Here is a 12,340-nt window from a genome sequence, read left to right as displayed (position 1 = left end):
CTGCTTCACCGCCGACGTTTGCTGAACACTTGACTGAGGTCAACCCTGTCCTGCAAAAGCCATCCGACTCCAGCGCCGATGATGGCGAAGAATGCCACCACCACGAACTGGGTGAATGATCCGAAGGCAATCAGCAATCCGGCTAGGCAGCCGATGGCCAAACCCCACTTGACGTGTAACATGTTCTGCTCCTTAGATGAGGACAGTTATTTCAGGCCATCGCGGGGCTCGGCGTCATCGTCATCGTCTTCTGGCAGGTGCACGTCGGTGACTTCGATGTTTACCTCGATAACTTCCAAGCCGGTGGCGCGTTCAACCTGGGCGATGATGTTCGAACGGATCTCGTTGGAGACCTCAACGATCGAGAACCCGTAGGAAACTACGATCGACACGTCGATGGCGGTCTGCTGCTCGCCCTTTTCGACGCTCACGCCTCCAGCCGCGTTGGCTTGGGCACCGGGGATGCGTTCGGCCAGCGAGTTGAAGGTCCGGCGGGCGGCGTTGCCCATGGCGTAGACGCCGGAAACTTCGCGGGTGGCGATGCTGGCGATCTTCTGGACAACACGGTCTTCGATGGTCGTCTTGCCCAGTTCGGTGTGCAGCGGACCGCGCAGCTCTTCGTGGACCGGCGTGTCATTTGCGGCCTTTGCCTTGGCCTGGCGTTCCAGCTCTTCGCCGGTTGGCTTGATGATTGGCCCTTGTGAATCGCGTTGCACCATGATGGTCTCCTCATTCATTGAACGGATATTTTTGTGCCTTACACTCATACAGACGAGAGCTACAGATTAATCCTCACACATTATGAGTGTGATATATATCACTTAAGGAGGGGTGTTTGGAACCGACCCGGTTGACCGTGCTTGTTGGTCGTTCAATGGAGGGGGACCCCGAGGCCTTCGGCGAACTCGTCACCGCGCTGACACCCGGCCTGCGCCAATACTGCAAGACTTTTTTCAGCAGCTGGCACGATGCGGAGGATGCCACCCAGGATGCCTGGATCCGCGCGTGGCAGTCATTGGGCTCGCTGCGCGAACGTGCCGCGTTCAAGACTTGGCTCTACCGCATGGCACGAAATATTTGTCTTGATCGCATCCGCCAGCGTGCCAATGACCAGCAAACCGTGGATGATGAAGTGCTAGAGCAAACCCCAGTCCCTGACCGTGAATTGCCAGAAAACGTCGCCGTGCAACGCGGCGAGATTGCCGATGCCTGGCAGATCATCAACGGATTGCCTTCGGCGCTTCGCCAGGCGTTCGTACTGGTCGCGCTCCAAGGCATGAGCTATAAGGAAGCGGCCCTGGTGACCAACGTTTCAGAATCAACTGTGCGAGGGCGACTCGCACGGGCACGCAATGCAATCAGCGAGGCGGTGTCATGAAAACCCTTCCCTGCGGACGTACTACCGAAGACGTTTTGCTGAACCTGGATGAACCTGCAGATCTGCACGAATTGCAGTGCCGGTGGTGCCACGCCGAACGGCAGCGGCTCAAGGACCAGAACGGATTCATCACCCAACTGCTGCACAGCTCGACCCCGGAGCACCAGCCTGAAGCATTCTCGCAGCGAATATTGGGCAAAATAGCCGAGCACTCGCCGTTCCAGCGGATGTGGGATGTGCAAGATGCGGGCACGGGACTGGCCAAACGCGTATCGTCCCTGGAATTAATCAAGGCGATTCGAGCGGCATTTTCCGAGTCGCCGACAGCGCAATTGAACTACACGGAGATCAAGGCGACTGACACGCAGATTCCCCACCTTAACTGGAGGGTGCAATGCCATGTCAGCATGGCTGGGGATAGTTCGGTCCAGGTTATCGAGCAGCAAGTCCTTGACTATGTTCGCTGTGCCATCAGCCCGTTGATCAGCTGGAGGGAACTGGTAGTTAATCTGGTCATTGAAGACCTGCACGGAGAAGCCATCGAGTCCATCACGCTTCGGGGCGAAAACTAGCTACGGCTTCCTTGCTCCCCTGTTCCATCGCTCCGCGGGCTTTTTCCACGCAGCACTGGCGAGCAAGCAAGCACCACAAGTCCCGCAATGGGGAACACCATCAGGGCCATGCTCAACCCGAAGTTCTCGGCAAGGAAACCAACTAGCGGTGGCGAGAACAAGAAGCCCAATCGCATGAGCCAGGAGACGATGCTCAGCCCAGTTCCCGGAGGCAGGCCGGGCAGCTTGTCGGCCTGGTCCATCACCGCCGGGACCAGGGTTGCCGAGCCGAATCCAGCCGCGGCAAATCCCAGCAGCGTGCCCGGAACCGTGGGGAAGAACAACGCCAGACCCATACCGATTGCTATTAGCGCTCCCCCGAACTGGGCCATGCCGCGCTGGCCAAAGCGGTTGACCATGCCATCGCCGAGAATTCGGCCAATGAACTGGGCCCCGACCAGAGCGATGAACCCGCTGGCCGCCAGCGCCGCTGGCGCCCCCAGCTGGCCAAGATACAGCGTGGACCATGAATTCCCGGCGTCTTCAACCATTACTCCGGCTACGGAGATCAAGACCAGGGCGCTCATCATCAGCAGCAGCCGTCCGCGGGATCCTGCGGGGGCCGCGGCCCGGGCAGTTCCGGGTGCAGGTGGTGCAACAGGTTCTATGACCGCCAGTTCGGCGGATCGAGGCAGGCAGAATTTCAGGGCAGTCAGTGCCACCGCGGCGAAGAGCACCATCGATATGCCCAAATGCACTGGCAATGCCAAGTTCATCTGGATCGCTCCGGCGGCCATCAAACCGCCGATCACCGCTCCGACAGACCACAATGCGTGGAAGGAATTCAGTATCGAACGCCCATAGCGCCGTTGCACCACCAGCCCGTGCGCGTTCTGCCCGACATCCGTAATCGAATCCATGGCGCCGCCCAGGGCAAAAGCCAGCACGACCAAGACCACGCCCGGCGCGCTGCCGGCGGCCAGCAAGGCAGCACCGGTAACTATCGTGCCCACGACGGCAACCTGTGCGGAACCAAAACGGCGCACCAGCGCACCTGCAGCCAACCCTGCAAGGATTGCCCCAACAGGCCATGCGGTGACCAGCAAGCCGTAGCCGGCGGTGTCCAATTCCAGTTCCCGCTTCAGCTCGGGAAGGCGCGGCGCCATATTGGCAAAGAGTGCTCCGTTTGTGAGGAACAGGGCCGCGACTGCAGCGCGGGCGCGGGAGTTGACGCTGGATTCGCTGGCTGCCATGGGGCCTTTCACTGCACGTGCATGCGGATTCTTCACGGGGAATGCTTCACTAGCATCCAGCGTCGAGAGTACCAGTGCACCTGCTGGCAAATCCCGAAACCGTGCCGAAAGGCCCGGGAATGGGTGTTTTGCGTCTGACCAGCTGCATCAGGATAGCGGCGAGCTGGCCATCCGCCGGTATTCGCGTTTCGGCTGCAACCTTGGAAGCCCAGCTGGTCCAGCAGCTGGATCGCCCCGTTCGCCAGATGCCCTGCCGCCGTGGAGCCTGCGCTCAGCGTGGCCATAGGCATTGTCAATATCGTAGAAACAACCTCAGCGAGGGTGCGAGTGATGATCGCAGAAGTTCCCGCCGGTTCCACCGGCGGGAACTTCTGGTTAATTCGCAACCGGAAAATCGGAGCTAGCCATCGAGCCAGCGCACTTCTCCGCTGTCCAGGTCGTAGACAGCTGCCACCACCCGGGTCCGCTTTTCTTGCACTGCCTCGCGAATGATGGCAGATCGCTCCAGTAGCTGCTCGGTGACGGCACGGGCATTGGCCTGCACCACTTGGTCCACCTCTTCGCTACCCGAACCTTCAACTTTTGCCTTGCGTGCTACAGGAGCAATCTGTTCAGCGAAGTCGACCATCTCGCCGGGCAATTGCGGATTCTTGGCATCTTCTTCCATTGCCTTCAAGGTGCCCGCCACCGCACCACAGGCCGTATGGCCGAGGATCACCAGCAACGGGACCGAATAGGGACTGGAAACAGCGAATTCCATGCTGCCAACCAAGGTGTCATCGAGCACTCCGCCGGCGGTCCGGGTGACGAACAGGTCTCCGATCCCCTGGTCGAACAGGAGCTCGGGGGTCACGCGGGAATCCACGCAGCCGTGGATCAGGGCGAAGGGGTTCTGGTGCTCGGCCTGCTCGCTGCGCCGTTCAGTTGCTTGGTTGGGGCGTTCTGGCATGCCGTCGGCGTAGCGCTGGTTCCCGGCGCGCAGTACCTGCAGCACTTCATCGGGGGTCTGCGGGGGTCCGGCGAGGTTTGCCCTGTCCGCGTCCGTGGCCTGCGGTGATGCGCAGGCTGCCAGTCCGGCCAGGGCAATGAGCCCGGAGGCACCGGCGAGCAGGCCGCGGCGCGACGGTCCGGCTGGGGTTGGGTTTTGGCGGTTGAGGAAACGTGGTTCAGGTTGCGGCATCATGCCTTCCAGTGGCGTCTGATCAGCTGCCCAGCAGAATTAACTAGAGCTTGACAGTAAATAACATCAAGCAGTCTAGTGTTTTGCATTTGATTCATAAATAGCAAACGTCATATTTCGGCCCCTTTTAGCATGAGCGTTGCATGAGGTGCGGATGGCAGCGCCACTCGGTGTCCCCGTCCGCGGAAGATGGTGATTGACACCACACTTTTTCTTCGGTTGGATGGAAGCAGTCAATCGATTGATTGGCTCTTGAGTCACAGGGTGGTGTCCATGGAACTGGGAAAGGTCCAGCAAGCAGCCGTAGCCTGCTTTGCCCAGCGAGGTTTCGCCGCCACCGGCATCCGCGAACTAGGCAGTGCCGTAGGACTGAACTCGGCGACCCTCTACCATTACGTCGGCGGCAAGGAAGACCTGCTAGTGGGCATCATGAACGACTGCCTGGCCGCCATGATCTCCGGTGCCGAGCAGGCGCTGGCCGGCAGCAAGGACCCGGTACGCCAGCTCGCGTTGCTCGTGGCCTTCCACGTGGGGTTCACCGCCACCAATCCCAGCACCGCACGTGTCACCGAATACGAGATGCGCGCGCTATCGGCCAAGGCCCGCGAGCAGATGCAGGAACTGCGCGACGCCTACGAGCAGCTCTTCGCCGACGCGCTTCAGGCCGGCGAGCGCCAAGGCAGTTTCAGCACCGTGGACCTGGGCATCGCCCGCTTGGCACTGATGGAAATGGGGACCGGTGTCTCGCACTGGTACCGCAAGGACGGCCGGCTCACACTGGCCCAAGTGCAGTTGAACTTCATTTCCCTGGCCATGCGCATCCTGGCCGTGCCCGACGAATTCCCGTTGCCTGCGCAGCAGCTGCCCGTACCCCGGGTGATCGCCAGCGAACCGACCAGCAAGGACTGACTTCGTGAAGACCCTCTCCTCCCACTTGAACCCCGAGCAGTTCGAGCGCAACGCCGCCGACCAGGCACCACTGCTGGCCGAACTGCACGAACGGCTCGAACGCGCTGCGCGCGGCGGCTCCGAGAAGTCCCGGCAGCGCCATGTGGATCGCGGCAAGCTGCTGCCCCGCGAACGCGTAGACGCGCTGCTGGACGACGGCTCGCCCTTCCTGGAAATCGCACCGCTGGCCGCCGAGGACATGTATGACGGCGCCAGCCCCGGCGCCGGAATGATCGCCGGCATCGGCCTGGTGCACGGCCGCCACGTGCTGGTCATCGCCAACGACGCCACCGTCAAGGGCGGCACCTACTTCCCGATGACGGTCAAGAAGCACCTGCGCGCCCAGGAAATCGCGCTGGAGAACAGCCTGCCCTGCATCTACCTGGTGGATTCGGGCGGGGCGTTCCTGCCCATGCAGGACGAGGTCTTCCCGGACCGCGAGCACTTCGGGCGCATCTTCTACAACCAGGCGCAGCTCTCCGCGAAGAAGATCCCGCAGCTGGCTGCGGTGCTCGGTTCCTGCACCGCCGGCGGCGCCTACGTTCCGGCAATGAGCGACGAGACGGTCATCGTGCGCAACCAGGGCACCATCTTCCTGGGCGGCCCGCCGCTGGTGAAGGCCGCCATCGGGGAGATCGTCACCGCCGAGGAGCTGGGCGGCGGCGACCTGCACGCCAAGACCTCGGGCGTGGTGGACCACCTGGCCGAGAACGACGAGCACGCGCTGATGATCATCCGCGATATCGTCTCCACCCTGCCGGCCAACCCGGCCCCCGCCTGGAGTATCGAAAACCAAGTGGTCGAGCCGCTCTACCCGGGCAGTGAACTGGCCGGGGTGGTGCCGGTGGATGTCAACGCGCCCTACGACGTGCACGAGATCATCGCCCGCATCATCGATGCCAGCGAGTTCCACGAATTCAAGGCCGACTACGGCACCACCCTGGTCACCGGCTTCGCGCAGATCCACGGGCACCGGGTAGGCATCATCGCCAACAACGGCGTGCTGTTCTCCGAGTCCGCGATGAAGGGCGCGCACTTCATCGAGCTGTGCGACCAGCGCGGCATCCCGCTGCTCTTCTTGCAGAACCTCGCCGGATTCATGGTGGGCCGCGACTACGAGGCGGACGGCATCGCCAAGCACGGGGCCAAGATGGTCACCGCCGTGGCCACCGCCCGGGTGCCCAAGCTGACGGTGGTCATCGGCGGCTCCTTCGGCGCCGGCAACTACTCGATGTGCGGCCGGGCCTACTCCCCGCGCTTCTTGTGGATGTGGCCGGCCGCGCGCATCTCGGTGATGGGCGGGGCCCAGGCCGCCTCGGTGCTCTCCACGGTCAAGCGCGACGGAATCGAGTCGGGCGGCGGCAGCTGGAGCGCCGAGGAGGAGGAATCGTTCAGGGCCCCGATCCGCGAGCAGTACGAAACCCAGGGAAACCCCTACTATTCCACGGCCAGATTATGGGACGACGGGGTCATCGACCCGGCAGATACCCGCCGGGTGCTCGGCATGGCCCTGGATGTCTGCGCCCGCCAGCCGCTGCCGGAGACCAGCTTCGGCCTCTTCCGGATGTAGTACGAGGAAAACACCATGACTACGAAGCTCTTTGACACTGTCCTGATCGCCAACCGCGGAGAAATCGCGGTGCGCATCATCCGTACCCTGCGGGCGCTGGGCATCGAATCGGTCGCCGTCTACTCCGATGCCGATGCCGGGGCGCTGCATGTGTCCGAAGCCGATCGCGCGGTGCGCATCGGTGCGGCTGCGGCCAATGAAAGCTACCTGGATATCGACGCGGTGATCGCCGCTTGCCGGCACACCGGTGCCCCGGCGGTGCACCCGGGCTACGGGTTCCTCTCCGAGAACGTGGACTTCGCCCGTGCGCTGGAGGCTGCCGGCATCACCTTCATCGGCCCGCCGGTGAACTCCATCAATCTCATGGGCGACAAGATCCGTTCCAAGAACCATGTCCTCTCCCACCAGGTGCCGGTGGTTCCCGGCATCGCCGAACCCGGCCTGGGCGATCAGCAGCTGCTCGCCGCTGCCACGGACGTCGGCTTCCCGCTGCTGATCAAGCCTTCGGCCGGCGGCGGCGGCAAGGGCATGTTCGCCGTGGATTCCGCCGCAGAACTGTCCGAAGCGCTGGCCATCGCCCGGCGCACCGCACGCAATGCTTTCGGCGATGACACCCTGTTCCTCGAGCGGCTGGTGCGCAATCCGCGGCATATCGAGGTGCAGATCCTGGCCGATGCGCATGGGAACACCGTGCACCTGGGCGAACGCGAATGTTCCTTGCAGCGCCGCCACCAGAAGGTCATCGAGGAAGCCCCGGCTCCGCTGTTCGAGAATCTGGAGCACGGCGCGGCGATCCGCGAGCGCATTGGCGCCGCCGCGGTGGCCGCTGCGCAATCGGTGGGCTACGTCGGCGCCGGAACTGTCGAGTTCCTGGTGAGCGACCAGAACCCCGACGAATTCTTCTTCATGGAAATGAATACCCGCTTGCAGGTGGAGCACCCGGTCACCGAGGAAGTCGTGCGGGTGAACGGCGCAAAGCTGGATCTGGTCCAGTGGCAGGTGCGCATCGCGGCCGGACAGCCACTGGACTTCACCCAGGACCAGGTGGCATTGGAAGGCCATGCCATCGAGGCCCGGCTCTACGCCGAAGACCCGTCCTCCGGCTTCCTGCCCTCGGTGGGCACCGTGCTGCACGTGCGCGAGCCGGAGAATGTCCGGGTGGATTCCTCGCTGCGCGACGGCCTGGAGATCAGCGCCCACTACGATCCGATGCTTTCCAAGCTCATCGCCTGGGGCCCGGATCGCACCGAGGCGCTGGCCCGCTTGGATAAGGCACTAGCCGGCACCGTGGTGCTGGGCGTGCTGACCAACAGCGAATACCTGCGGCTGCTGCTGGCCGACGAGGATGTGGCCGCCGGGGCCCTGGACACCAACCTGATCGAGCGGAAGATGGACCAGTTCGCCTTCCGCCAGGTCGGGGCCCGCGAACTGGCACTGGCAGCGCATCTAGAGGATCGGCGCATTCCAGCCGCGAATACCCCGTGGGGCCTGCGCGACGGATGGCGGGCCCAGCATCGCCGGGCCAGCATCGGGCACTTCGACGTCGAGGCCGCCGAGGGCAGGACCGCGTTGCTCAGGGACCCCGATTCGAGCCGGGTGCGCGTGGGCGCCGAAGAATTCACCGTGCGGCAGGAACCGGATGGAACCCTGTCCGTCAACGGCCAGCGCACAGCACTACAGCATGCCTTCGCCGCCGATGGCACGCTGTGGCTGTGCGAGGAAGGCTGGACCGCGGCGGTGCGCAAGCTGCCCCGCGAAGAAGTCCTCGAACGCCAGCTGGCCACCATCGCCAAGCAATCCGGGACCTTCTCCCCGCATGTCCTCTCGCCCATGCCCGGCACCGTGATCAACGTGCAGGCGGCCGATGGCGATGCGGTCGCCGAAGGCCAGCTGCTGCTGAGCATCGAAGCGATGAAGATGGAGCACCAGCTCTTCTCCCCCGCGGACGGCATCGTGCGCATGACCGGGTTGAAGACCGGGGATCTGGTCAAGGCCAAGCAGGTCGTGGCCACCGTGGAAGCAGCGCAGCCAACCGAAGCACAGCATCAGGAGCAGGACGCATGAGCGAGCAAACCCCCAAATGCGTCGAACAGCGCGGCCTCTACTTCGATGAGCTGCAGCTGGGGGCCACCTACGTGCACAAGCCCGGGCGCACCCTGACCGAAGCGGATAACGTCGCGTTCACGACGATGACCATGAACAACCAGGGACTGCACCTGGACGCGGCATGGGCATCCACCCAGCCTTTCGGCAAGCCGCTGGTCAACTCCCTGCTCACCCTGAGCACCATGATTGGTCAGTCGGTGGGCCAGCTGACCGAGGGCACCATCGTGGGGCAGCTGGGCATCAATGACGTGCGCTTCCCGCACCCGATGTTCCACGGCGATACCCTCTACACCGAAACCGAGATCACCGCACTGCGCGAATCCAAGTCCCGCCCCGGGCAGGGCCTGGCGTCCATGACTCACACCGGCCGCAACCAGCACGGCGACATCGTTGCCACCGCCACCCGCACCTGCCTGATGTGGACCCAGCAGGCGCACTTGGATTCGCTGGAACCCAAGGGGGAAAGCTCCAATGGCTAGCTTCCTGATGGGTCCTTCCCTGCTGTTCTGCCCGGCCGACCGGCCCGAGCGCTACGCCAAGGCGGCGCAGCGTGCCGATGCGGTCATCATCGATCTGGAAGACGCTGTGGCTGCCGGGAACAAGGAAGCGGCCCGCCGCGCCTTGCTGGATACGCCGCTGGATCCCGCGCGGGTCATCGTGCGCGTGAACCCGGTCGATAGCGAGCACTTCGCCAAGGACCTGGCAGCGCTGGGGCAAACGGCCTACCGCACCGTGATGCTGCCCAAGTGCGAATCGGCGGCGCAGCCGGCGGTGCTGGCGGGCTACGAGGTCCTGGCGCTGTGCGAAACCGCCAAGGGCATCACCAATGCCTCGGACATTGCCGGGGCGCAGAATGTCGTCGCGCTGATGTGGGGCGCCGAAGACCTGATCGCCTCGCTCGGCGGCACTTCTTCGCGGGGCGAGGATGGCAGCTACCGCGAGGTGGCACGGTTCGCGCGGTCGCAGGTGCTGCTGCATGCGGTGGCCCAAGGCAAGGCCGCAATTGATTCCGTGTACCTCGATATTCCAGATCTCAAAGGCCTGGGCGAGGAGTCCCGCGATGCCAAGGCCTCGGGATTCGCCGCGAAAGCCTCGATCCACCCGAACCAGATGCCGGTCATTCGCGAGGCGTTCGCACCGACCGAAGCAGAACGGGAACGTGCCCGGCGGATCCTCGACGCCGCGGAGGCGAATCCCGGAGTTTTCGCTTTCGAAGGGCAGATGGTCGATGAGCCGCTGCTGCGCCAGGCCCGGGCCACCTTGGGCAGATAAGCTGTTTCCCGCCATGGGCTACAGTGTGTAGCAATGACCGCCGACAGCTGGCCAACGGAGGTTCAAATGCCTGTCGTGAAGAAACCCGGAGCCGATACCCTGGTGTATTTCTGGTTTGCGGTGGGGTTGGCCGTGCTCGGCATGGTCATCCAGCAAATCGGCGCCGTCATGATGTTCAACGGCTCGCTGGAGCTGAACGTCCTTGAAGTGACCACGCTTCACCTGGTCGCCTGGGGCTGCTATGCCGGATCGGCCATCTTCACCATCGTGGTCATGCACAAGGCCCTGGCCATGCTGATTTATCTCGTGCACCAACGTCGTCCGCTGCCGCCACGCAGGATGCCGGTGATCCGCGATGCCCCGGTGACGGCCCAAACCGCCGAGGCAGCCGCAACAGGCCAAGCCTCCGCTGCCCCATCGTCCATGGCCGATCCGCTGGACCAGGACGAACCGCCTTCCGGGGCCAAGCTAAAAACCTTTCCGCGGCAGGCGCTGGGTGCAGTGCAGCCGCAGGACCGGCACCCTCGCAGCCGGCGCCAGAACCCCAGCAACGGCAACGACCCCGCATAGCGAATAAGCAGAGCCGATCAGGCGCAAAAACTGAGTCTGCCGCGCTTCGCCATGCACAGCTAATCCCGGCGAGGCAAGGCGCTCCACCTGTTTCGGACATCAATATTTGTTCTTCGCACGTCACGAACTCCAACGCCTGTTAGCGCCGGTGCAATGCTTAAAGCAACACCCAGAAGGAGCATGCGATTGAACTCCCCGAAGCCATTGCGGATCCATCGAGCCTGGCTGGTCGCCATCGTGACCACGCTGGCGCTAGTCGCCACGGCGGCGTTCCGCTCGACCACCGGCGCGTTCTTTGAACCACTTGAATCCGAATTCGGCTGGCTCCGCTCCCAGTTATCGACCGCGGTGACCATCAACCTGGTGGTCTACGGCCTGGCAGCTCCTTTCGCCGCGACTTTGCTGGAACGGTATTCCATGCGCAAGGTGGCTGCCATCGCTCTGGCATTGGTGGCCTCCGGAGCCGGATTGTCCGTGTTCATCAGCCAGATCTGGCAGTTGTGGGCGCTCTGGGGTGTGCTGGTTGGACTGGGCACCGGGGCGATGGCGTTGGTTTTCGGTTCTGTGGTTGCCAACCGCTGGTTCTGCGAACGGCGCGGCCTGGTGATGGGCATCTTCTCTGGCGCGAATGCCGCCGGCCAGCTGGTGTTCCTGCCAAGCATTGTGCTGATCATCGAGCAGTACTCATGGAGGGCCGCGGCTCTGGTTGTTGCGGTCTTCGCGGTGCTGATCATCCCGTTGCTGCGCTGGCCCTTCGCCAATTCCCCTGCCGAAGCCGGTGTACTGCCTTACGGCGGGGCCGGAGCTGCAGCCGCGCCGGCATCCGGAACGCAGCAGGGTTCGATGGCTGCCGCGACTCTCAAGGCCCTGTTCGCGGCCTCACGCTACCCGGCATTCTGGGTCTTGGCGATGACCTTCTGGATCTGCGGATGGTCTACCAACGGGCTGGTGCAGACGCACTTCATCCCTGCGGCGCACGACCATGGCATGCCGGCAACGACCGCTTCCGGGTTGCTGGCGCTGGTTGGCATTTTCGATATCCTCGGCACGGTGCTCTCCGGGTGGCTGACCGACCGTGTACGCCCGTGGCTGCTGCTTGCGGTGTACTACGCGTTGCGCGGACTGTCCCTGATGTTCCTGCACTCGCTGATGGGTCCAACCGTCGAGCCGCTGATGTGGATCTTCATTGTCTTCTACGGTTTGGACTGGGTGGCCACCGTGCCTCCTACCGTGGTGCTCTGCCGCCAGTACTTCGGTCCGGTTAGAGCCACCGTGGTCTTCGGCTGGGTCTTCGCCTTCCACATGATCGGCGCCGGCGCCGGCTCGCTGACCGCAGGGCTGTCGCGGGAAACCACCGGCAGCTACCTGGCCGCGTGGATTACCGCTGCGGTGCTGTGCCTTGCGGCAGCCGTCAGCCTGCTGTTCTTGCCGCGCATGCGCAAAGCCTACGAGCATCCTCAGCTAGAGAAAGTTGGGGTGTAGCCCGAATCAGCACCAGCAGCTCTCACGGCT

Annotated in this window: 13 protein-coding genes; 9 read left to right on the top strand and 4 right to left on the bottom strand. The window is 63.5% G+C overall.

From position 1 onward, the window contains the following. Positions 1-5: 5 nt before the first annotated feature. Positions 6-182, bottom strand: a complete 177-nt coding sequence (locus ACIOTN_RS12960; RefSeq protein WP_166650766.1) for a hypothetical protein — start codon at positions 180-182, stop codon at positions 6-8. Positions 183-206: 24 nt separating this feature from the next. After that, complete coding sequence (locus ACIOTN_RS12955) at positions 207-719, bottom strand: Asp23/Gls24 family envelope stress response protein (RefSeq protein WP_105656619.1); 513 nt, start codon at positions 717-719, stop codon at positions 207-209. Between the two features lie 116 nt (positions 720-835). Here ACIOTN_RS12955 and ACIOTN_RS12950 point away from each other — a divergent pair, with 116 nt between their 5' ends. Then, the gene (locus ACIOTN_RS12950; protein WP_133833920.1) at positions 836-1,378 is read left to right on the top strand and encodes an RNA polymerase sigma factor; all 543 of its coding nucleotides are present in this window, start codon (positions 836-838) and stop codon (positions 1,376-1,378) included. Next, on the top strand, positions 1,375-1,950 hold the full coding sequence (locus ACIOTN_RS12945) for a hypothetical protein (RefSeq protein ID WP_133833919.1): 576 nt from the start codon (positions 1,375-1,377) through the stop codon (positions 1,948-1,950). The genes ACIOTN_RS12950 and ACIOTN_RS12945 overlap by 4 nt, the downstream gene beginning before the upstream one ends. On the opposite strand, the gene ACIOTN_RS12940 is transcribed toward ACIOTN_RS12945, so the two are convergent. Next, the gene (locus tag ACIOTN_RS12940; protein WP_133833918.1) at positions 1,947-3,218 is read right to left on the bottom strand and encodes an MFS transporter; all 1,272 of its coding nucleotides are present in this window, start codon (positions 3,216-3,218) and stop codon (positions 1,947-1,949) included. The two genes, ACIOTN_RS12945 and ACIOTN_RS12940, sit on opposite strands and share 4 nt — an antisense overlap. A gap of 364 nt (positions 3,219-3,582) precedes the next feature. Continuing rightward, entirely contained in the window at positions 3,583-4,365 is a 783-nt protein-coding gene (locus ACIOTN_RS12935) for a carbonic anhydrase (RefSeq protein ID WP_105662309.1), read from the bottom strand. Between the two features lie 270 nt (positions 4,366-4,635). Between ACIOTN_RS12935 and ACIOTN_RS12930 the strand changes: the two genes are divergently transcribed. From ACIOTN_RS12930 to ACIOTN_RS12900, 7 genes are all read left to right on the top strand, one after another. Next, on the top strand, positions 4,636-5,271 hold the full coding sequence (locus ACIOTN_RS12930) for a TetR/AcrR family transcriptional regulator (protein ID WP_105656422.1): 636 nt from the start codon (positions 4,636-4,638) through the stop codon (positions 5,269-5,271). 4 nt (positions 5,272-5,275) lie between these two features. Continuing rightward, on the top strand, positions 5,276-6,880 hold the full coding sequence (locus ACIOTN_RS12925; protein ID WP_402735463.1) for a carboxyl transferase domain-containing protein: 1,605 nt from the start codon (positions 5,276-5,278) through the stop codon (positions 6,878-6,880). 15 nt (positions 6,881-6,895) lie between these two features. After that, positions 6,896-8,944, top strand: a complete 2,049-nt coding sequence (locus ACIOTN_RS12920; protein WP_402735462.1) for a biotin carboxylase N-terminal domain-containing protein — start codon at positions 6,896-6,898, stop codon at positions 8,942-8,944. Next, positions 8,941-9,465, top strand: a complete 525-nt coding sequence (locus ACIOTN_RS12915; RefSeq protein WP_402735461.1) for a MaoC family dehydratase — start codon at positions 8,941-8,943, stop codon at positions 9,463-9,465. The genes ACIOTN_RS12920 and ACIOTN_RS12915 overlap by 4 nt, the downstream gene beginning before the upstream one ends. Beyond that, a complete protein-coding gene (locus ACIOTN_RS12910) occupies positions 9,458-10,258 on the top strand; it encodes an HpcH/HpaI aldolase/citrate lyase family protein (RefSeq protein ID WP_402735460.1) in 801 nt (266 codons plus the stop codon). Before ACIOTN_RS12915 ends, ACIOTN_RS12910 begins: the two co-directional genes overlap by 8 nt. A 66-nt stretch (positions 10,259-10,324) precedes the next feature. Further along, a complete protein-coding gene (locus ACIOTN_RS12905) occupies positions 10,325-10,828 on the top strand; it encodes a hypothetical protein (protein WP_105656426.1) in 504 nt (167 codons plus the stop codon). A 180-nt stretch (positions 10,829-11,008) separates the two neighbouring features. Continuing rightward, entirely contained in the window at positions 11,009-12,310 is a 1,302-nt protein-coding gene (locus ACIOTN_RS12900; RefSeq protein WP_105662304.1) for an MFS transporter, read from the top strand. The last annotated feature ends 30 nt before the right edge of the window (positions 12,311-12,340 follow it).

Source organism: Glutamicibacter sp. NPDC087661 (genome assembly GCF_044743275.1).
Classification (GTDB): Bacteria; Actinomycetota; Actinomycetes; order Actinomycetales; family Micrococcaceae; genus Glutamicibacter.
The sequence above is the reverse complement of the archived record's forward strand: the minus strand, read 5'-3'. Positions and strand labels throughout refer to the sequence as shown.